The sequence below is a fragment of the Gordonia neofelifaecis NRRL B-59395 genome (assembly GCF_000192435.1).
Lineage (GTDB): Bacteria > Actinomycetota > Actinomycetes > Mycobacteriales > Mycobacteriaceae > Gordonia > Gordonia neofelifaecis.
The window spans coordinates 167560-187733 of record NZ_AEUD01000006.1; the positions used below are offsets into that span (position 1 = coordinate 167560).

The window sequence follows — 20174 nt, forward strand, 5'->3', positions numbered from 1 at the left end:
AGCACCAGTCAGAACGGCGCGCAGAAGATGTTCGTCGGCGGCCGGATCCGCGGTCTGCGGGCCGATCGCGCGCTGTCGCAACAGGCGCTGGCCGCCATGCTCGGCATCTCGGCGTCGTACCTCAACCAGATCGAACACGACAACCGTCCGCTGACCGGCCCGGTGCTGGCGAAGATCACCGAGATGTTCGGCCTCGACATCGACTTCTTCGATCCGCAGGACGACGTCCGGCTGGTCGCCGAACTGCGCGAGGCGCTGCTCGACGAGGACCTCGACTTCGACCCCGCGGCGAGCGACGCAGGCGAGGTCGCCTCGATGGTCGGCAGTCACCGGGCGATCGCCGAGGCCCTGGTCGGCATGTATCAGCGGTACCGAGTGGTGTCCGAGCAACTCGCGGCGGCGACCGCCGGGCGCGGCGATGCGAGCACCCGGGGCACCATCAGCGCACCGCACGAAGAGGTACGCAACTTCTTCTATCAGCGGCGCAACTACATCCACGAGTTGGACGAGGCCGCCGAGGACCTCACGACCCGGATGCGCATGCACTCGGCCGACGTCCGCACCGGGCTGGCCGCCCGGCTCGAAGACCGTCACGGAGTGCGGATCGTGCGACGCGTCGATCTGGGCGACGACGTGCTGCATCGATTCGACCCCGAACGCAGGCAGCTGGAGTTCTCCGCCGCCCTGTCAGCCGGACAGCGAACCTTCAAGATCGCCGCCGAGCTCGCCTATCTCGAGTTCGGCGACCTCATCGACGGCCTGGTCGACGAAGGCGGCTTCACCACCGACGACGCGGCGGCCCTGGGTCGCCAGGGCCTGGCCAATTACTTCGCCGCGGCCGCGGTGCTCCCCTACAGCCAGTTCCACGGCGCCGCCGAGGACTTCCGCTACGACATCGAGCGGCTCTCGGCGTTCTACGCGGTGTCGTACGAGACGATCTGCCATCGGCTCTCCACCCTGCAGCGGCCGAGCCTCCGCGGAGTTCCGTGGACCTTCGTCCGCGTCGACCGCGCCGGCAACATGTCGAAGCGGCAGTCGGCGACCGGATTCAACTTCTCCTCCAGCGGCGGCACCTGCCCGCTGTGGAACGTCTACGAGGCGTTCGTCTCGCCGGGCAAGATCCTGACGCAGATCACCGAGATGCCCGACGGGCGCGAGTACTTCTGGGTGTCGCGCACCGTGGAGCGCCGGGCCGCCCGGTACGGCCAGCCCGGCAAGTCGTTCGCCATCGGGATGGGCTGCGAACTGCGGCACGCCGACCGGGTGATCTACTCCGACGGCACCGAGATCGGACCGACGGCCAAGGTGACGCCGATCGGTGCGGGCTGCCGGGTCTGCGACCGGCTCAACTGCCCCCAGCGCGCCTTTCCACAGCTCGGCGCGAACCTCGCCATCGACGAGCATCGCAGCACCGTTTCCCCGTACATGCCGGGCTGATCGAACGGTCGACTACCTTGGGCCACATGGGCACTCCTCGCGTCTCCCCCGGAACGTTCGGCGATCTGGGGCCGGTCAACTGGCTCGTGGTCAAGGCCATGGGACTCGCCACGGGCACCGACGACCCGCACATCTTCGCCACGCTCGGGCGCAGCCGCGGCCTGTTCCGCGGCTGGTTGCACTTCTCGTCGCGCATGATGCCGCTCGGCGAACTGTCGCGGCGCGAGACCGAGATGATCATCATCCGCGTCGCCCACCTTCGCGGCTGCGACTACGAGCTCGACCATCACCGGCGCCTCGGAGCGCGGGCGGGCATCGACGCCGAGTCGTTCCAGCAGATCCTCGACGGACCGGACGCGGGCTGGGGCGACCGCGAGCGCAGTCTGCTGCTCGCGGTCGACGAGCTGGTAGCGACGCGGGATCTGTCCGACCTCACGTGGGACGCGCTGCGGCGGCATCTCACCGAACGGAAGGCGATCGCGTTCACCCTGCTCGTCGGACAGTACGACAGCCTCGCCACCACGATCACCGCGCTGCGCGTTCAGCGCGACGAGTTCTGAGTCGACCGCCATGTCCTCCATCGCGCAGCGTCTGATGGGCAACCCGGCGTTCTCACAGATCTACGAGCGGCTGTGGCGACCCGCGTTCACCCGGGGCTTCAGTCTCGGCGGCTCGGAGACCGCGGATTACGACCGCGCCCTGCGCGCCTACCTGGCTCGGCCGGGCGATCGTCTCGTTCTCGACATCGCCTGCGGCCCGGGCAATTACAGCGAGGATGCCGCGCGCGGCCTCACCGGCGACGGCCGCTACGTCGGCCTGGACTTCTCGGCCAGCATGCTCGCCGAAGCGCAGCGCGCCCATCGTCTGCCGCGCATCGCCTATGTGCGCGGCGACGCCCATCGACTGCCGGTGCCCGACTCGACCGTCGACACCGTCCTCTGCCTCGCGGCCCTCTATCTGATCCCCGATCCGCTGCCGGTCCTCGACGAGATGGCGCGCGTGGTGAAACCGGGCGGCGAGCTGATCGTCTTCACCTCGGTGAAGGCGTCGATCGCCGCGCTCCCCGGAGCCGAGTCCGTCGTCGGGTTGTCCGGCCTGCGCATCTTCGGCCGCCGCGAGATCGTCGCACGACTCGAGGCACTGGGCATGGAGCATGTCGAGCAGACGATCACCGGGGTGGGGCAGTACGTGCACGCCCGACGACCGCACGAGGAGAGGACCGATGTCTGAGCCGGAGCACGCGCCCGCATACGCCCTTCTGACGGACCTCGATGCGCCGAACCCCGACGGCGAGGGCGCGAAGCCGGCGATCAAGCGCATTCACAAGAGCGACTCCGAGACCGTGGTCCGACTGTCGTTCCGCGCAGGTCAGGAGATGGCCGAGCATCTGGCCGCCCACCCGATCGTCGTGCTCGGCCAGGCGGGAGCGATCGACTTCACCGTCCAGGGCGAGACCTTCCGCCTCGAACCAGGCAGCGCGATCCGTGTCGACGCTCGTGTGCCTCACGCCCTCCGTGCCGTCACCGACGGAGCGGTGACCCTGATCGTCGTGCACGGGGGCTGATCCGGGGCCGTCGTCACCCGTCGGTTGAGCCGACGCGAGCGTAGCGAGTGGCGTGTCGAAACCCCCGTCACTCGGGCTGGAAGTTCTTGACTACCAGCGGATCTCACGGTGATTTCGACACGACCTCGGCTAGCGCCTCGGTTCGGCTCAATCAGCGGTTGGGCGGCCCCATGCCGATGTGATTCACGGCATGTATTGACATTCACAGTGGCACGGCTCACCATTCAATACTGACTGAACACTCACTCAGCATTGAAGGAGCCTCGATGGTCCAATCTCTCGACGCGACCGGGACGACACCGCTTCCGGACACCGCGCCCGACGCCAACAGCGACGACCGATCCCTGCCGCAGGGCGTCCTGCCACTGTGGGCGGTCTTCGGCGTATCGCTCGGCATCCTCGCGCCCGCCTCCACTCTGGCCCTCGCGATCGGCGTCATCATGGCGCAGGTCGGCGCACTGAGCTGGGTCACCTGGGCGGTCACCTCGGTCCTCGTGCTGGGCTTCGCCGGCGGCATCTCCTGGCTAGCGAAGCGATTCACCACGACCGGCGGCGTCTACGGCCTGACCACGCGGGCCGCCGGCCGCGGACCCGGCTTCTTCGTGATGTTCGCCCATCTCGCGTCGTCATTGGTGTCTGGCCCCGCGTGCGTCCTCGGCGCCGCGATCTATCTCGACGCGTGGCTCCGGAAGCTCGGCGTGCCCTACAACCCGTGGATCCTCGCCGGCTGCTCCGCGGCGATCGCCGTCGCCGTGACCGCTCTCTCGCTCCGCGAGGTGAAGCTGTCGGCCAAACTCCTGCTGCTCATCGAGTTCTGCACCGTGCTGGTGATCGTCGCCCTGATGATCGTCATCCTGTTCCGCGTCCCCGGCGGTCCGATCGACAGCAGGCAGTTCGACTTCAGCGGCTTCTCGATCACCGCAGTCCTCGCCGTCGCGGGCTTCTCGGTGTTCTCCATGGCCGGCTTCGACCACGCCGTCACACTCGGGCGCGAAGCTCGCAATCCCAAGAAGGCGATCAGCCTGGCGGTGATCGGCTCGGTCTCGGCATGCGGTCTGCTCTACCTCGTCGGGACGTACGTGATCGTCCTCGGCTTCCGCGACATGCCGCTCGATGAAGCGCTCAACGCTCCGCTGGACGCCCTCGCCGACCACTACGGCGTCGGGTGGCTCGCCCATCTCATCGACCCCGGCGTCGCGATCAGCTTCTTCGGCTCCACGCTCGGCATCATGGCGGGCACCAGCCGCACCGTGTACACGATGTCGCGCGATGGCATGCTTCCCAAGGTGCTCTCCGGCGTCGACCCGGTGCACAAGACTCCGCGCAACGCGGTCCTGGGCATCGGCGCCCTGTACGTGGTCGTCGCCGTTCTCGGTGCACTGCTGGCCCGCGCCACCACCACCTACGGTCTGCTCGGCACGTTCGCGGGCTACATGCTCGTGGCGACATACGGCGCCACCGTGCTGGCGGCCGGTTGGTACGCGATGAAGACCCGCACGATCGGGCTCGGCATCGCCGCGGCCACCGTGCTCGCCGCCTTCGGTTCGGCAGTCATCTACTGGAACTCGTTCAACCCGTTCCCGCAGGGCGCGAAGTTCTGGGTGGCGATCATCTTCTTCGTGTCGATCGTCGCGATCGTGGGCGGCTACGCCTACCTGAAAGCCCGCCGGCCCGAGATCATCCGACGCGTCGGCGAGACCGACCGCCAGACCGATGCCGACGTGAATGCCGCCGCCGAGACCGAGGTCGACCTCGCGGGCTGATCACCGGCGGGAACGTCAGAACGACCGGTAGTCGCGAATCGACATTCGCGGTCCCCGGCGTTCTGGCATTCCCGCTCCCACCTCGCACAGCCTGATCACGCGATACCGCTGGCCCGCATACGGTTCCAGCAGTTCCAGCATGCGCTCGTCGTCGACGCGCTCACCGATCAGCGCGGTGCCGACCACCGAGGGCGTGTGGTAGTCGCCGACCGGCACCGCGTCGGGGTCGCCGAGCGCACGAATCCTGGTGTGCGCCGCAGTCCACGGCCCGATCCCCCGGAGCGCGGTGAGGCGGTCGCATTTCGATTCGACGTCGACCGCCGCGGCCGCCCGGATCGTCCGCGCCCGCACCGGCTCCAAACCGCTGCGGTGCCAGTCCGCCTCGGTGATCTCCCGCCAGCGCGATCGCGGCGGCGGAACACGCATGTCGGCCGGAACCGGCCCCGGCGCGCGGTCTCCGTATCTCGTCAGCAGGTACCGCCACGCGCGGTAGGCCTCCGATCCGACCACCTTCTGCTCCATCACCGACGCCACGAGCGCCTCCCACACCCGGCCGGACCGTCCGATCGCGAGGCCCGGCGACCGCCGCACGAGCCGCGCCACCACATCGTCGCGCGGCACCAGCGCCTCGCGGTCGTCGTCCGCACCGACGAGTGCGGGCGCCGAGTCGATCAGCCACCCGGCCCCGGCGCCCCAGGCGCGAACCCAGACCTCACCCGCACCGCTCTGCGCGACGGCCAGCGTTCCCGGCCCGTCGGGCGTATGCACCGCACGCCACATCGACCCGTCCGGCGCCAGCCGGAACGCAGGATCCCGTCCTCCCCGCTGATGGACCGAGAGCACCGTTCGAACCGAGACCGGGGAGGTCGGCATCCATCGGCGCTGCTGCATCACTCCTCCATCCTGCCCGCGCGCTCGGCGCCGCATGCAGCACCCGGTGACCTGATCCGATATCTCCCGCCGAGTGTGACTTGACACACCACGGATCTCTCGGCATTCTTAACTGAGCAATCAGTCAGTTGGAAGGTGAACAGTGAACAGCCCAGTCCTCTCCCCCGCCCGAACCGGGCTGTCCGTGTTCAGCGATCCCCGCTCGGTCGCCGTCATCGGCGCCTCCGCCAACCGCGCCAAGTGGGGCTACTGGCTGGCAGCGGGCGCACTCGCCGGCGCCCACCGCCGGGACGTCCACCTGGTGAACGCCCGCGGCGGCGACATCCTGGGACACGCCTGCGTCACCTCACTCACCGCGATCGACGAGGCACCCGAGCTCGTCGCGCTCTGCGTCCCGGGCCCGATGGTCGGCGCCGTGGTCGACGAGGCCCTGGCACTGGGCGTCAAAGGCTTCCTCGGCATCACCGCCGGGATCGAGGACGAGCCGGCGATCGCGGCCCGGATCCGCGCGGCGGGAGCCCGCCTGGTCGGCGGCAACAGTCTCGGAATCTTCGACGCCGCAGGCGAGCTCGATCTCAGCTGGGGCACCTTCACGCCGGGCTCCATGGCGATCGTCTCGCAGAGCGGACAGCTCGGCAGCGAACTCGCGCGGCTCGGCGAGCAGAACGGCATCGGCGTCTCCCGCTTCGTCTCGATCGGCAACCAGAACGATGTGACCGCAGCCGAACTGCTCCTCGATCTGGCCGGACACGACGACACGCGGGTGGTCGCGTTGTATCTCGAGTCCTTCGACGGCGGCGAGGCCGTGTTCGATGCGCTGCGGGCGCTCCGCGAGGCGGGCAAGCAGACCATCCTGCTGACCGTCGGCTCCAGCGCCGCAGGCAGCCGCCTCGCGCGGTCGCACACCGGCTCGCTCACCGCACCGGTCGACGTCGTCGACGCGGTCTGCCGTGCGACGGGCGTACTGCGTGCGCATTCTCCCGCCGAGGTCATCGATGTGGCCCGCACGGTCATCGCCGGCGCGATCCCGGCCGGGCGGAACGTGGTGGTCGTGGGCGACAGCGGCGGCCAATGCGGCATCGCCGCCGACCGCGCCGGGGACTACGGGCTCGCGGTCCCCGCCCTGAGCGCAGCGGCGTCGAAGGACCTCGAGGCCCTCCTGCCCGCCGGTGCGGCGATCAGCAATCCCGTCGACCTGGCCGGAGCCGGCGAAGCCGATCTCGACAACTACGTCCGCGCCGTCGCCTCGGCGATCGCCGATCCCGGCGTCGACGCCGCCGTTCTCACCGGCTACTTCGGCTGCTACGGCGCCGACAACCCCGAGCTGATGGACACCGAACTCGGACTCGCCCACCGACTGGCCGCCGCCGCCGACGCGGCGGGCAAGCCGCTCTACGTCCACTCGATGGTCGCGACCGGGCCGGTCGCCGACCAGCTGTGGGCCTCGGGCGTACCCACCTTCGGCACCGTGGAGCCGCTGCTCCGCGCGCTGTCCGGCGCCTCAGTGTTCGCCGCACCGTCCCGCGACCTGACCGCCGCGGAGATCTCGGCACAGTTCACCGGTACCGGCTACTGGAGCGCACGCACCACGCTGTCGGCGGCCGGCGTGGTCTTCCCCGACGGGGCCGTGGTCACCGACCGCGATCAGGCCGTCGCCGCCGCCGACGCACTGACCGGACCGCTCGTGCTCAAGGCCGCGTGGCTCGAGCACAAGAGCGAACACGGCGGTGTGGTCGTCGGACTGGTCGGCAGCGACACGGTCGGAGCGGCGTTCGATGAGATGCACGGTCGCCTCGGCGACGGCGACTACGTCCTCGAAGAGATGGACGTCCGGCCCGACGGCGTCGAAATGCTCATCGGCTGCCAGCGTCACCCCGATCTGGGCGTCACCGTGACCGTCGGCACCGGCGGGGTGGCCACCGAGGTGTACGCCGACGTCGTCATGGAGTCCGCGCCCGTCGACGTCGACACCGCCGCCGCGATGATCTCCCGCCTGAAGGCGCACAAGCTCCTCGCCGGCTGGCGTGGCAAGCCCGCCACCGACGTCCGCGCACTCGCCGAGACCGTCTCCGCCGTCGCCCGGCTCGCCGCGGAGAACCCCGATATCGCCGAGATCGAACTGAATCCCGTCCGGGTGGCCCCCGACGGCGTCGTCGCACTCGACGCCCTCATCGTCACCCGGCTCTGACCGTCACCACCAACGAAAGGCACTCCGATGTCCCTTCCCCTCCTCGATCTGAACACCGAGTTCACCGACCGTGTCGCCGTGGTGACCGGCGGCGGCTCCGGCATCGGCCGGTCCGTCGCCGTCCGATGGGCGCAGGCCGGCGGCACCGTCGCCGTCATGGGCCGCAGGCCGGAACCGCTCGCCGAGACCGTCGCCCTGGCCGAGGCCGCGGGCGGCAAAGCCATCGCCGTGTCGTGCGACGTCCGCGACGCGGCTGCCGTCGACGAAGCGATCGACGGCGTCGCCGAGCGCTTCGGCCGCATCGACGCACTCGTCAACAATGCGGCGGGCAACTTCGTGGCACCGGCCGAGAACATGTCGCCGAACGGCTGGAAGGCCGTCATCGACATCGTCCTCAACGGCACCTTCCACTGCACCCGCGCCGCCGCGCGCCACATGCTGCCCGCCGAGCGCGGCAACATCGTGAACGTCATCGCCGGCTACGCCTGGCACGGCCACCCCGGCACCGTCCACAGCGCGGCGGCCAAGGGCGGCATCGTGGCGATGACCCGCACCCTGGCCGTCGAGTGGGCCGAGCGCGGCATCCGCATCAACTGCATCGTTCCCGGCCCCACCGAGACCGAGGGTGCGGGCGCCGCCCTGTGGCCCACCGACGAGGCCCGCGCGCGGGTGATGGCGTCGGTCCCGATGGCCCGGTTCACCACGCCCGACGAGGTCGCCGAGTCGGCCGCGTTCCTGATGTCGGACCGCTCCGGCTACGTCACCGGCGATCTGCTCGTCACCGACGGCGGCCAGTGGCTCGGCAAGTCGATCTACACGGTGGGCTGACATGACCGCAGTGATAGACACCGTCGCGACCTGGCAGCGCGACTCCGCGCTCATCGCCGGCCGCTGGCAGCGCTGCACCGAACTGTCGACCGTGCACGACCCGGCCACCGAGCAGCCGATCGGCACTGCGGCTTCAGCCGCCGCCGCAGACGTCGACGCCGCAGTGGCGGGCGCACGCGCCGCACTGCCTCGCTGGAGCCGGACGTCGTCCGAGGGCCGCGCCGCGCTGCTCGACGCTCTCGTCGAGCAGGTGCGCCTCCGGCGAGACGAGCTGGTCGCCGCCACTGTCGCGGAGGTCGGGGCACCGATCAGGGTGGCCTCGGAGGCGCACATCGACCTCGGCATCACCATCCTGTCCGACTTCGCGGATCTGGCGCGGACGTACGAGTGGCAGTCCCGTATCGGGAACTCGGTGCTCATCCGGCGCGCGGCAGGCGTCGTCGGGGCCATCACGCCGTGGAACTACCCGTTCTATCAGCTGGTCGCGAAGGTCGGCGCGGCGCTGGCCGCGGGCTGCCCGATCGTCGTGAAACCGGCCGAGCTGACCCCGCTGTCGACGTACCTGTTCGCCGACGCCACCATCGCCGCGGGACTTCCCGCGGGCGTGTTCTCGCTGGTCCCCGGTCGCGGGCGGGTCGTCGGCGCCGCGCTGGCCTCGCATCCGGGAGTCGACGTCGTCTCCTTCACCGGGTCGACCGGCGTCGGCAGGACGATCGCCGTCGCCGCCGCGGAGAACATCAAGCGGGCCTGTCTGGAGCTCGGCGGCAAATCGGCGAGCATCGTGCTCGACGACGCCGATCTCAGCGAGGCGATCCCGGCGAGCGTCGCCGCTGGTCTGCTGAACTCCGGCCAGACCTGCAGCGCGTGGTCACGACTCCTGGTGCCCCAGGCGAAGTACAAGGAGTCGCTGCGACTGGCCGCCGATGCAGTCGACGCGATGACCGTCGGAGATCCGCGCGAGGCGGCCACCGACCTCGGACCGGTGATCTCGGCCGACCAGAAGTCGTCGATCATCTCGATGATCGAAGGTGCGATCGAGCGTGGCGCCCGCGTCGTGCGCGGCGGTCCGGAGACACCGCCGGGGCTGTCGCGAGGACACTTCGTGGCGCCGACGATCCTCGCGGATCTGCCCGCCGACGATCCCGCCGTGCTCGACGAGATCTTCGGCCCCGTCATCGTCGTCCTTCCTCACGACGGCGACGAGCACGCGATCGAGCTCGCCAATCACAGCGAGTACGGCCTCGCCGGCGCGGTGTGGTCGGCCGACGTCGACCGAGCGGTCGACGTCGCGTCCCGCATCGACACCGGTCAGATGGACGTCAACGGCGCCGCGTTCAATCCGCGCGCCCCGTTCGGCGGCTGGAAGGCCTCGGGTCTCGGTCGTGAACTCGGCCCCGTCGGACTCGAGGAGTTCACCGAGATCACCAGTATCCAGTTGTAGACCCGCCCCTCCCCAAAACGACTTCAGCAACACTCGAAAGGCAATCACCATGAGCACCGTCAACATCCCCGCGTTCCCACTGACCGATGAGCAGAAGCAGATCATCGAGCTCTGCCACGACTTCGCCGAGAAGGAGATCCGTCCTCGCGGCCGTGAGGTCGACGAGGCCGACACGGTCACCCCGGTCGACATCTTCCGCAAGGCCGCCGAGGTCGGGATCGCCGACTTCATGATCCCCACCGAGTACGGCGGCGGCGGCATGACCGACGTGTTCACCCAGTGCCTGGTGCAGGAGGAGCTCTGCTGGGGCGACCCCGGCATCGGCAACCTGGTCTGCTCCAACGGCTTCTTCTCCGATCCCCTGCTGGTGCTCGGCACCGAGGAGCAGAAGCGCAAGTGGCTGCCGCCGACCACCGGCAAGGACGCGGTGATGACCGCGCTCGCGACCACCGAGCCCGGCTCCGGCTCGGACGCGGCGTCGATCATCACCAGCGCCACCAAGGTCGACGGCGGCTACCGGATCAACGGCCAGAAGGCCTGGATCTCGAACGCCGGTGCGGCCCAGCAGTACGTCGTCTTCGCCAAGACCGACAAGACGAAGCGCTCGGGCGGTGTCACCGCGTTCATGTTCACCAAGGACACCCCCGGTGTCAGCTTCGGTGAGCCCATGAAGAAGATGGGCCAGCGCGCCATCGTCTGCCGCGAGGTCTTCTTCGACGACATGTTCGTGCCGGACGAGGACCGCCTCGGCGAGGAGGGCCAGGGCTTCTACGGCCTGATGGGCACGTTCGACATCTCCCGAGTGGTGCTCGGCGCAGCCGCCGTCGGCGCCGCCCGCGCCGCGTACGAGTACGCCCTGAACTACGCCCGCGAACGCAAGCAGTTCGGCGTGCCGATCATCGAACACCAGGCGGTCGCCTTCCGCCTCGCCGAGATGGCGACCCGCATCGAGTCGGCTCGGCTGCTGGTCCACCACGCCGCCCGCGTCATCGACAGCGGCCAGCGCGCCACCGGAATCGCGGCCATGTGCAAGCTGCAGGCGTCTGAGACCGCGATGTTCGTGACCCACGCTGCCGTCCAGACGCTCGGCGGCTGGGGCTACTCGCGCGAGTTCCCCGTCGAGCAGTGGATGCGCGACGTGAAGCTCGAGGAGATCGAGGAGGGCACGTCCGACATCATGAAGCTCGTCATCTCCCGCAACCTGGACTGAGCCGGACCGAACCACCCCCTCGAGCGACCCCGCGATGCCACACCGCGTCGCGGGGTCGCTCGTCTACGCGTATCCCCCGAAGGAGCAATGACATGTCACGCGCAGACGCGGCGGAACGCCGCCGCGAACAGATTCTGACGGCAGCCTGCGAGGTGATCGGCGATCGGGGACTGCAGTCGCTGCGACTGTCGGACGTCGCGCAGCGCGCGGGCGTCTCGTCCGGCACCATCCACTACTATTTCGACACCAAGCGCGACGTGGTCAATGCGGCGTTCCAGCTCAACTACGAGCGGTCGTTGCAGAGCCGTCATGACATGCTCGCGTCGTCGCAGACCGATCCCCGGACCACGCTGCGCACCCTCGTCAGCAGCTACCTCCCCGTCGGCGAGGCCGCCACCCGGGCCTGGCGGGTCTGGGCCGAGCTGTGGTCGGAGGGCATGCGCGACGACGGTCTGCAGGAGCTCAACGCCCGGCTCTACGGACAGTGGCGCAACCTGGTCCGCGACCTCATCGTCGCGGGTCAACATGCCGGAACGATCATCGACGGCGACGCCGGCGGCTTCGCCGATGTGGCGGTCGCTCTGATCGACGGCATGAGCATCCAGCACCTGATGAACTCGCCCGCGATGCCGCTCGAGACGATGCACGCCCGCGTGGACGGCTACCTCGACTCGATCTCCGCGGCATAGCCCTCACCGTATTTGAATCCCCGATTTCGTCGTTCTCGGCCGATCCGGCCAAGACTTCGGCGCTGAGGGGATTCATTTACGAGCTGTCGAGTAAGCGCAGGAGTGGGTCGAGACTCTTGCGTCGGGTGTCTCGATGCGCCTCGACGAACCTGACGACTTGAGGTCTGGCCGCGCGGACACCGTGGAGCGCCTGTGCCGTTGATCGTGACCACCTGGTGGTCACGATCAACGGCACAAATGAATCTGGCGAGCTCGGCTCACGCAGAAGGCTTCTTATCTGCCTGACTGGATCAGACCGCGGGTTCGCGGACGTAGATCAGAGTGGGACGGTCCGCAGAGAACGCCTTGCGGACGGCGGGACCGACCTCGGCGTACGACGCGGCGTCGACGCCCTCGCAGCCGAGAGCACGGGCCACGCCGACGAAGTCGGGGGTCGGCAGATCCACCGACAGCGGCGTCTCGTCGCGCTCGAGCATCTCGTTGCGGATCTCGCCGTAGCCGCCGTTGTCGACCACGACGACCGGCAGCGCGACGCCGGCATGAGCGGCGGTCGCGAGCTCGGCGAGCGAGAACATCACGCCGCCGTCGCCGAGCACCGCGACGACCTGCCGTCCGGGCTCGGCCAGCATGGCGCCGATTCCGGCGGGCAGCGAGTAGCCGAGCGTGCCGAGGCCCGCCGGGTACATGAACGACCGCGGCGCATAGCGGGGCAGATTGCCCATCAGACCGTAGTAGCAGGACATCGACTGGTCGGCGACGATCACCGCCTCGTCGTCGAGGACCTCCGCGAGCGATTCTGCGAGTCCCACGTACGCCGCGCCGAGTCGCCGGGCGTCGGCGGTCAGCGTCGCCCGCCAAGCAGCGGCGCGGTCGGCGCCGGACTCGGCGCGACCCGCCGCAGCGGCGATCCGGGCGGTGAGGTCGGCGAGCACCGACGCCGCGTCTCCGACCACCGCGACCTCCGGGATCGCATTCGTCGCGACGGCCAGCGGGTCGATGTCGATCCGGACGAGGCGAGTCTCCGGCATCGGACCCCACCACCAGTCGGCGGGCGCGAGCTCGGTGCCGACCGCGACCACCACGTCGCAGTCGCGGACCAGGTCGAGGGTCGACGACAGCTGGACACCCGCGCCCAGTGCCAGCGGATGATCCTCACGCACCACGGCCTTGCCGTTCGCAGTGGTGACGACCGGCGCGTCGATCTTCTCGGCGAACGCCAGCACCTCGGCCGATGCGCGGCTGGCGCCACCACCCGCGACGATCAGCGGCCGCTGCGCGGTGCCGATCAGCTCGGCGGCCGCGGCGACCACCGACTCGGCGGGCACGATCGACGGGGCCACGACGGGAGCTTCGGGCACCACGGATGCCTCTGCCTCCAGGAGATCGAGTGGGATCTCCAGGTAGGCCGGTCGGGGCCGGCCGGTGGTCATCGCCGCGAAGCACTGCGCCACCGCGTGCGGGATCTCCGCGACGCTGGTGACCCGTTGCGCATGAGCGACGACAGCCGACATCGCGTCGATCTGACTGCGCACCTCGTGCAGCAGACCGTTGTAGCCGCTCGGGTGATCCGACGGCATGCCCGGCGCGATGAACAGCACCGGCACCGAGTCGGAGTACGCCTGCGCGGCTGACGCCGCGGCATTGAGAATCGCCGGTCCGGTCGTGGTCACGACGACGCCGGGGCGTCCGGACAGCCGTGCGTAGCCGTCGGCCGCGTACCCGGCGCCCTGCTCGTGGCGGGGCGTGACGTGGTTGATCGGCGACGCCTGCATCGCGGCGTAGATCGCGAGGTTGTGGGTGCCGGGGATACCGAAGACGGTGTCGACGCCGTGTGCGACGAGGGCGTCGACGACGGCACGACCACCGGTGCTGAGGACAGCTGACATGGGAATCTGGTCTTTCTTGACGCTCGAGGGTGCGGCTCAGTAGATCGGGAGGTCGGCGGAGATGACGGCCAGGCGCCGCGATGCCATCTCGAATGCCGCGGCGCGCAGTGAGATGCCGTCCGCCTCCGCGATATCGAACATCTCGTCGGACAGTGCGGTCATCCGGTCCTCGATCTTGCGGAACGACTGCTCGGGCGTGCCGTCGACGTCGCCGAAGAACACCCACCACCACCAGGCATTGGTGGCCGAGTTCGCCACGAAGTCGGGCGAGACCTCGATGCCGCGCGCCGCCATCAGCTGCTCGGCTTCGGGCGTCACGGGCATGTTCGCCGCCTCGACGATGAGTCGGGCCCGCACCTGCGCCTGGTTTCCGTCGTTGATGCAGTACGAGATCGCCGCCGGGACCAGCACGTCGGCCTCGATCGAGAGCCAGTCCGCCGAGTCGAGCTGCTGATCTTCCGGACGCAGCCGGCTGCGGTCGACATTGCCCTTCGCGCTGCGGCTGAGCAGCAGCGCCTCGACGTCCAGGCCGGCGGGGTTGTAGACGACGCCCTCGACGTCGACGATGCCGACCACGCGCACGCCTGCCTCGGCGAGGTAGCGCGCGGTCGCACCGCCCATGGAGCCGAAGCCCTGGATCACGGCGGTGGTCGCGGCCCGTGCCATATTGCGGCGGGCCATCGCCGCGAGCGCCGCCTTCGCGACGCCGAAACCGCCGACGAGCTCGTCGAGGCTGACGCCGTCGACGACGCTCGCGAAGGCGGCGGCCATCCTCTTCTGCGCCGCGGCCGGATCGTCGACGACCTGCTCGGCGGCCTGGATGGAGCTGGTCAGTCCGACCTCGGGAAGCAGACCGTCGATCGTGGTCTGCTGCACGCCGAAATCCTCACCCATGGTCCAGCGCGTGGCGATGATCGGGGCGGTCGCCTGCAGGAAGCGGCGGAGGACGCCGTCGGCGTCGGGATGGTACGGATCGAAGTCGATGCCGCCCTTCGCTCCACCGAGCGGCACGTACGCGGCGCCCGGCTCGTAGTGGACGCCCTCCTTCAGAGTCATGCCGCGGGCCAGACCGCGCACTTCGTCGATGGTGCAGCCCGCGCGCATTCGCAGACCGCCCGACGAGACGCCGCGAACCAACCGGTCGATCACGACGTAGCCGGTCGCATCGCTCTCGGTGTCGCGCCAGACGACCTCGAAGAAGGCGTTGTCGTCGCGGCTGTCTGCGGCGGCGTCGATCGCGTTGGGAAGGGTCAAAGACATGGGAAGCTCCTCACAGGAACACGGCCCGACCGGAAGGGTCGAGGCAATGATTGATTGAAAGCTTGACTGAGTACTTAGTCAGTATGGCACCGATCACACGGCAAAGCAACCGGGGAGCACTTGTGCCGTTGAGTTCAGCGGACTCCGTCAGAGTCCCAGTTCGCGAGAAGCCGCGAGGCCGATCCAGTCGTCGATCTGCTCGATCGAGACGGCACCGTCGAAGACCACGTGCTGCACCGCGAGACCATCGAGCATCGAGGTCAGGCGCCACGCCGCCCCCGCGGGGTCGGGACAGTCGAACACGCCCCGGTCGACGCCGTCTTCGATGATCGAGATGATCGCCTCTCGCCAGCCCGAATCGAGCGCGGCGACCAGCTTGCGCAGCTGGTCGTCGCGCAGGCTCGCCGACCACGACTCCACCCACAGCCGCCAGCCGAACGCGGATCCGGTCGGCCCGTACTCCCGCAGGACCTCACGCAGCCTCGCCTGCGGATCGGAGTTCTGCCGCGCGAGCATCTCATCGCGACCCTTGACGTCCCGATTCGCGGCGTACTCGACGGCGGACGCGATGAGCGTCTCCAGGTTGTCGAAGTGATAGAAGATCAGGCCGACGCTGACCCCGACCCGCTTCGCCACATCCGCGCCGCGGACCCGATCGATGCCGCTCTTCTCGATGATCTCGAGAGTGGCGTTGAGGATCGCCTCGCGCCGACCTGCGGCGTCCTTCGTATTGCGGGTCACGACCGTCATGCTACTTCCCCGATCGAATCAGACAATCGGAGTGATCACAGACACGCTCTTGACATCACTGTGATGGACGCCGCATTCTAGATGTGCTGACTGAGTACATAGTCAGTCTTGCCGGCGGCTTCGGTCGCATCTGGGGAATGCACCGCTCCGCCGGCCCGCACACGAGGAGCATCGAACGTGTCAGTTCCGACCGCCGGGTCCAGCGACCCGGACACCGCCTCAACCACGAACCCGTCGACGATGGACATTCCACAGGCTTCGGTCCCGGACCAGAGCGACCAGCCGCGCGTCAGCCTGAAGCGCGGTATGAAGAGCAGGCATCTCTTCATGATCACTCTCGCCGGCGTCATCGGTACCGGACTCTTCCTCGGCACCGGCGACGTCATCAGTCAGGCGGGCCCGGGCGGCACCATCCTCGCCTACCTGGTCGGCGGCGTGCTGCTGTACCTGACGATGGTCTGCCTCGGCGAGATGTCCGCGGTGATGCCCGTCAGCGGGTCCTTCCAGGCCCACGCGACGAAGTTCATCGGGCCGGGCACCGGCTTCACCATCGGCTGGGTCTACTGGATCAGTTGGGCCTCGTTCATCGGCCTCGAGTTCCTCTCGGCCGGAATCGTGATGAAGTACTGGTTCCCCGACACCCCGACCTGGTTCTGGTCGGCCTTCTTCATCGTCGTGCTGTTCGCGATCAACTGCTTCACCGTGCGCTCGTTCGCGGAGACCGAGTACGCCCTCGCCGCTGTCAAGGTGCTGGCCGTCGGACTGTTCATCGGTCTCGGACTGCTCGCCGTCTTCGGCGTCGTCCACATGGACGGGCAGCCGGCACCCGGGCTGTCGAACTTCACGTCGCACGGCGGCTTCTTCCCGGTCGGACTCGGCGCGGTGTTCGCCGCCATGATGACCGTCGTCTACACGTTCATGGGCTCGGAGGTGATGGGCGTCGCGGCCGGCGAGACGGAGAATCCGCAGAAGGCGATCCCCCGCGCGGTCCGCACCATCGTCTTCCGACTCGTGTTCCTCTACCTCGGCGCGATCCTCATCCTCATCGCACTGATTCCCTGGGATCAGCTGGGCCTGGATCAGAGTCCGTTCGTCACCGTGCTCGACGCGATCGGCATCCCGTACGCCGCGGGCATCATGAACTTCGTCATCCTGGTAGCCATCCTCTCCGTGGGCAACACCGGTCTGTACATGTGCACCCGCATCCTGTGGTCGCTGGCCCAGGAGCACGCGGCGCCGAAGGCGTTCGGTCGCACCACCAAGCGGGGCATCCCGCTCGCCGCACTGATCTTCACTCTGGCGTTCGGTCTGCTGTCGCTGCTGACCAGCGTCGTCGCCGCCGACACCCTGTTCGTCTTCCTGATCTCCGTCAGCGGCGTCGGCGGCGCCCTGTGCTGGATGACCATCGCCTTCTCCCAGTACCGGTTCCGCAAGCAGTACGTCGCGAACGGCGGCGATCTCGCCGACCTCCCGTACAAGGCACCGATGTATCCGTTCACGCCGATCGCCGTGATCGTGCTGAACCTCGCCGTATTCGTCGCGATGGCGTTCGACTCCACACAGCGCCTCTCGCTGCTCCTCGGCCTCGCGTGCGTGCCCGTCTGCTACGCCGCATACCACTGGGTCATCGGCCCGCGCGCGGCCCGCGCACTCACCGGCGTGGAGGCGCCGTGACCGCACCGCAGTCCATCGGCGTGATCGGCGCGGGAATGGTCGGCCTGTCGACCGCGTGGTTCCTGCAGGAGCGCGGCGCCGAGGTGACCGTGATCGACGCAGTCGGCCCGGCCGCCGGCGCTTCGTGGGGGAACGCCGGATGGATCACGCCGACACTCAGCACTCCGCTGACGGATCCGTCGATGCTGACCTACGGCCTGCGGCAGCTGACCAAGCCGACGTCGCCGCTGTACGTCCCCCCGACCCGCGACCTCCCGCTGTACGGCTTCCTCGCACGCATGGCCCGCAACAGCACTCCGCGACGGTGGCGGTCGGGAGTTCGCAAACTGGCCGCGCTGAATCGCCAGGCACTCGACGCCTTCGACGACCTCGCCCGCGGCGGCGTCGACGGTCCGATCAGCGACGCCGACGAATTCGTCTTCGGCTACACCGACCCGGCGGGCCCGCAAGCCATGGTCGAGGAGGGGCGGCGGATCTCGTCGCTCGGTCAGCCGGTGGACCTGGAGGTCATCTCCGTCGAGGAGGCCCGGGCCGGCGCCCCGATACTGTCCGACGACATCCGCGGCGCGCTGAGACTCCACGGTCAGCGCTTCATCGATCCGCCGGCCTTCGTCGCCGCCCTCGCCGAGTCGGTGATGTCCCGAGCCGGCGCCCTCATGAAGGCGGAGGTCGCGCGGGTCGAGGACCGAGGCAACCGGGTCCGGGTCCGCGGACCCGGGGTCGACGAACGCTTCGACGCCGTCGTCATCGCCAGCGGCGTCACCCTCACGGAGCTCGCCGCTCCGTTCGGGGTCCGCACGCGGATGCGGGCTGGACGCGGCTACAGCTTCGCGGTCGACGTCGATCAGATGCCGCTGGGGCCGGTCTACTTCCCGGGGTCGTCCGTGGTGTGCACACCGCTGGCCGATCGCATGCGCATCGCCGGGATGATGGAGTTCCGGCCGCACGATGCACCGCTGGACGAGCGGCGGATCGAGGCGATCGTGAAGTCGGTCCGGCCACTGCTGCAGGGCGTCGACCTCGACGACCGTCACGACGAGTGGGTCGGGTCCCGACCGTGCACCGAGGACGGACTTCCGCTCGTCGGCGCTACCGAGTCGCCGCGGGTGTTCGTCGCGGGCGGGCACGCGATGGAGGGTATGACCCTCGGGCCGGCCACCGGCAGGCTCCTCGCACGAGCCGTCGTCACCGGATCGGTACCCGCCGAATTGCGCGGATTCGATCCGCTGCGCTGACTCCCCGCGCAGACCTCCGCCGCTCCGACTTGTGCCGCACTCGGACATATCGCGGCCAAGTCGGTGTCGAACCTCCCCAACCGGAACCCGGGCAGGTAGGCAGACCTCATGGCGACAATCACTCTGCAGAACGCCCGTCTCATCGACGGCACGGGCGCCGACCCGGTCACCGACGCCGTCGTGGTGATCGACGACGGCAAGATCACCTACGCCGGTCCCGCTTCCGCCGCGCCGCAGATCGACGACTCGGCCACCCGCGTCGATGTCGGTGGGAACACCGTCACCCCCGGTTTCTTCGACTGCCACGTCCACCTGTCGCTGCCCGGCACCAAGGGCTCGCCGATCATGTCCGCGATGGTGCCGCCGTCGTACCGCTACTTTCAGCTGCTCGACCGCCTCAAGACCACCGTCGAGGCGGGCGTCACCACGGTGCGCGACCTGATGGGCGTCGACGTGGGCGTGCGCGACGCGGTCGCCCACGGGCTGATCGAGGGACCGCGGATGCTTGTGGCCGACAAGATGTTCAGCCAGACCGGCGGTCACGCCGACTTCCACATCCCGTCGGGGCTCGACGGCACCGGGCTGGTCGGCGGCACCCTGATCGACACCGTCGACGAGGCCCGAGTCGAGGCACGCAAGCTGCTGCGCGAAGGCGTCGACGTCCTGAAGGTCGCCTCCAGCGGCGGCGTCACGTCGGTGAGCGACGATCCCGACTGGCTCGGCGCCCGAACCGACATCGTGGCCGCGTTGGTCGAGGAGGCCCACAATTACGGCGGCCGCAAGGTCGCCGCGCACGCGATCGGCTTCCTCGGCATTCAGGCCGCCATCCAGGGCGGCGCCCACAGCATCGAGCACGGCTACGCGCTCACCGACGAGTTGCGCACCGAGATGGTTCAGCGCGGCCAGTTCCTGGTCCCGACGCTCATCGAGACTCTGAAGCCCGACACCGCGACCCCGCAGGCCGTCGCCAAGAGCACCAAGTGGCACGCGCTGGCTCACGAGTCCATCCAGGCGTCGGTCGAGTCCGGCATCAAGATCGCGGTCGGCACCGACGCCGGTCTGGTCCCCGACCACGGCGACACCCTGGGCGAGTTGGGCTGCCTGGTGAAATTCGGCGGGATGACTCCGATGCAGGCCATCGTCGCAGGCACCCGCACGTCTGCCGAGTTGTGCGAGGTCGACGACAAGCTGGGCACCCTGGAGTCGGGCAAGCTGGCCGACGTGGTGGTCGTCAAGGGCGACCCCCTCGCCGACATCGACTCGCTCGCCGACCACGAGAACATCCTGCTGGTCCTCAAGGAGGGCAGGACGGTCGGCAACCGCGGCGGCTACGCCCTCTGACAAGAAAGGCGAAAGAC

The 20174-nt window shown here is 69.1% G+C and carries 17 protein-coding genes; 13 read left to right on the top strand and 4 right to left on the bottom strand.

Annotation, left to right across the window (positions count from 1 at the left end; all coding sequences use genetic code 11):
- Nucleotides 1-27: 27 nt before the first annotated feature.
- The 5 genes from ramB (at nucleotide 28) to SCNU_RS09330 (ending at nucleotide 4764) form a co-directional block, all read left to right on the top strand.
- Nucleotides 28-1437, top strand: coding sequence for an acetate metabolism transcriptional regulator RamB (gene ramB / locus SCNU_RS09310; RefSeq protein ID WP_009679113.1), 1410 nt, complete (start codon nucleotides 28-30; stop codon nucleotides 1435-1437).
- 26 nt (nucleotides 1438-1463) lie between these two features.
- Entirely contained in the window at nucleotides 1464-1997 is a 534-nt protein-coding gene (locus SCNU_RS09315; RefSeq protein ID WP_009679114.1) for a carboxymuconolactone decarboxylase family protein, read from the top strand.
- Between the two features lie 10 nt (nucleotides 1998-2007).
- The gene (locus SCNU_RS09320) at nucleotides 2008-2667 is read left to right on the top strand and encodes a class I SAM-dependent methyltransferase (RefSeq protein ID WP_009679115.1); all 660 of its coding nucleotides are present in this window, start codon (nucleotides 2008-2010) and stop codon (nucleotides 2665-2667) included.
- Entirely contained in the window at nucleotides 2660-3001 is a 342-nt protein-coding gene (locus tag SCNU_RS09325; RefSeq protein WP_009679116.1) for a cupin domain-containing protein, read from the top strand. Before SCNU_RS09320 ends, SCNU_RS09325 begins: the two co-directional genes overlap by 8 nt.
- Nucleotides 3002-3267: 266 nt before the next feature.
- On the top strand, nucleotides 3268-4764 hold the full coding sequence (locus SCNU_RS09330) for an APC family permease (protein ID WP_009679117.1): 1497 nt from the start codon (nucleotides 3268-3270) through the stop codon (nucleotides 4762-4764).
- A 15-nt stretch (nucleotides 4765-4779) separates the two neighbouring features.
- On the opposite strand, the gene SCNU_RS09335 is transcribed toward SCNU_RS09330, so the two are convergent.
- Complete coding sequence (locus SCNU_RS09335) at nucleotides 4780-5655, bottom strand: DNA-3-methyladenine glycosylase family protein (RefSeq protein WP_009679118.1); 876 nt, start codon at nucleotides 5653-5655, stop codon at nucleotides 4780-4782.
- Nucleotides 5656-5797: 142 nt separating this feature from the next.
- Between SCNU_RS09335 and SCNU_RS09340 the strand changes: the two genes are divergently transcribed.
- From SCNU_RS09340 to SCNU_RS09360, 5 genes are all read left to right on the top strand, one after another.
- A complete protein-coding gene (locus SCNU_RS09340) occupies nucleotides 5798-7843 on the top strand; it encodes an acetate--CoA ligase family protein (protein ID WP_040518095.1) in 2046 nt (681 codons plus the stop codon).
- Nucleotides 7844-7870: 27 nt separating this feature from the next.
- Complete coding sequence (locus tag SCNU_RS09345) at nucleotides 7871-8671, top strand: SDR family oxidoreductase (protein WP_009679120.1); 801 nt, start codon at nucleotides 7871-7873, stop codon at nucleotides 8669-8671.
- Nucleotide 8672: 1 nt separating this feature from the next.
- Nucleotides 8673-10112: an aldehyde dehydrogenase family protein gene (locus SCNU_RS09350; protein WP_009679121.1), complete on the top strand. Its 1440-nt coding sequence runs from the start codon at nucleotides 8673-8675 to the stop codon at nucleotides 10110-10112.
- Between the two features lie 49 nt (nucleotides 10113-10161).
- Entirely contained in the window at nucleotides 10162-11322 is a 1161-nt protein-coding gene (locus SCNU_RS09355; protein WP_009679122.1) for an acyl-CoA dehydrogenase family protein, read from the top strand.
- A gap of 92 nt (nucleotides 11323-11414) precedes the next feature.
- Nucleotides 11415-12011 (top strand): TetR/AcrR family transcriptional regulator, encoded by a 597-nt coding sequence (locus tag SCNU_RS09360; RefSeq protein WP_009679123.1) that lies wholly within the window; start codon nucleotides 11415-11417, stop codon nucleotides 12009-12011.
- A gap of 290 nt (nucleotides 12012-12301) precedes the next feature.
- Here the strand turns inward: SCNU_RS09360 and SCNU_RS09365 are convergent, their stop codons facing one another.
- The 3 genes from SCNU_RS09365 to SCNU_RS09375 form a co-directional block, all read right to left on the bottom strand.
- Entirely contained in the window at nucleotides 12302-13897 is a 1596-nt protein-coding gene (locus tag SCNU_RS09365; RefSeq protein WP_009679124.1) for a thiamine pyrophosphate-binding protein, read from the bottom strand.
- A 36-nt stretch (nucleotides 13898-13933) separates the two neighbouring features.
- Entirely contained in the window at nucleotides 13934-15157 is a 1224-nt protein-coding gene (locus SCNU_RS09370; protein ID WP_009679125.1) for a Glu/Leu/Phe/Val dehydrogenase dimerization domain-containing protein, read from the bottom strand.
- A 147-nt stretch (nucleotides 15158-15304) separates the two neighbouring features.
- Nucleotides 15305-15907, bottom strand: a complete 603-nt coding sequence (locus SCNU_RS09375; RefSeq protein WP_009679126.1) for a TetR/AcrR family transcriptional regulator — start codon at nucleotides 15905-15907, stop codon at nucleotides 15305-15307.
- A 177-nt stretch (nucleotides 15908-16084) separates the two neighbouring features.
- Between SCNU_RS09375 and SCNU_RS09380 the strand changes: the two genes are divergently transcribed.
- The 3 genes from SCNU_RS09380 (at nucleotide 16085) to SCNU_RS09390 (ending at nucleotide 20157) form a co-directional block, all read left to right on the top strand.
- Nucleotides 16085-17581 carry an amino acid permease gene (locus SCNU_RS09380; protein WP_139025913.1) on the top strand — a complete coding sequence of 499 codons (1497 nt, stop codon included), beginning with the start codon at nucleotides 16085-16087 and terminating at the stop codon, nucleotides 17579-17581.
- Nucleotides 17578-18816 (top strand): NAD(P)/FAD-dependent oxidoreductase, encoded by a 1239-nt coding sequence (locus SCNU_RS09385; RefSeq protein ID WP_009679129.1) that lies wholly within the window; start codon nucleotides 17578-17580, stop codon nucleotides 18814-18816. The genes SCNU_RS09380 and SCNU_RS09385 overlap by 4 nt, the downstream gene beginning before the upstream one ends.
- 108 nt (nucleotides 18817-18924) lie before the next feature.
- Nucleotides 18925-20157 (top strand): amidohydrolase family protein, encoded by a 1233-nt coding sequence (locus tag SCNU_RS09390; RefSeq protein WP_009679130.1) that lies wholly within the window; start codon nucleotides 18925-18927, stop codon nucleotides 20155-20157.
- The last annotated feature ends 17 nt before the right edge of the window (nucleotides 20158-20174 follow it).

Coding starts and splice junctions, on each gene's coding strand:
- SCNU_RS09390 (WP_009679130.1), top strand. CDS start 18,925: ATGGCGACAATCACTCTGCAGAACGCCCGTCTCATCGACGGCACGGGC.
- SCNU_RS09330 (WP_009679117.1), top strand. CDS start 3,268: ATGGTCCAATCTCTCGACGCGACCGGGACGACACCGCTTCCGGACACC.
- SCNU_RS09320 (WP_009679115.1), top strand. CDS start 2,008: ATGTCCTCCATCGCGCAGCGTCTGATGGGCAACCCGGCGTTCTCACAG.
- ramB (WP_009679113.1), top strand. CDS start 28: ATGTTCGTCGGCGGCCGGATCCGCGGTCTGCGGGCCGATCGCGCGCTG.
- SCNU_RS09370 (WP_009679125.1), bottom strand. CDS start 15,157: ATGTCTTTGACCCTTCCCAACGCGATCGACGCCGCCGCAGACAGCCGC.
- SCNU_RS09355 (WP_009679122.1), top strand. CDS start 10,162: ATGAGCACCGTCAACATCCCCGCGTTCCCACTGACCGATGAGCAGAAG.
- SCNU_RS09350 (WP_009679121.1), top strand. CDS start 8,673: ATGACCGCAGTGATAGACACCGTCGCGACCTGGCAGCGCGACTCCGCG.
- SCNU_RS09345 (WP_009679120.1), top strand. CDS start 7,871: ATGTCCCTTCCCCTCCTCGATCTGAACACCGAGTTCACCGACCGTGTC.
- SCNU_RS09360 (WP_009679123.1), top strand. CDS start 11,415: ATGTCACGCGCAGACGCGGCGGAACGCCGCCGCGAACAGATTCTGACG.
- SCNU_RS09325 (WP_009679116.1), top strand. CDS start 2,660: ATGTCTGAGCCGGAGCACGCGCCCGCATACGCCCTTCTGACGGACCTC.
- SCNU_RS09375 (WP_009679126.1), bottom strand. CDS start 15,907: ATGACGGTCGTGACCCGCAATACGAAGGACGCCGCAGGTCGGCGCGAG.
- SCNU_RS09365 (WP_009679124.1), bottom strand. CDS start 13,897: ATGTCAGCTGTCCTCAGCACCGGTGGTCGTGCCGTCGTCGACGCCCTC.
- SCNU_RS09315 (WP_009679114.1), top strand. CDS start 1,464: ATGGGCACTCCTCGCGTCTCCCCCGGAACGTTCGGCGATCTGGGGCCG.
- SCNU_RS09335 (WP_009679118.1), bottom strand. CDS start 5,655: ATGCAGCAGCGCCGATGGATGCCGACCTCCCCGGTCTCGGTTCGAACG.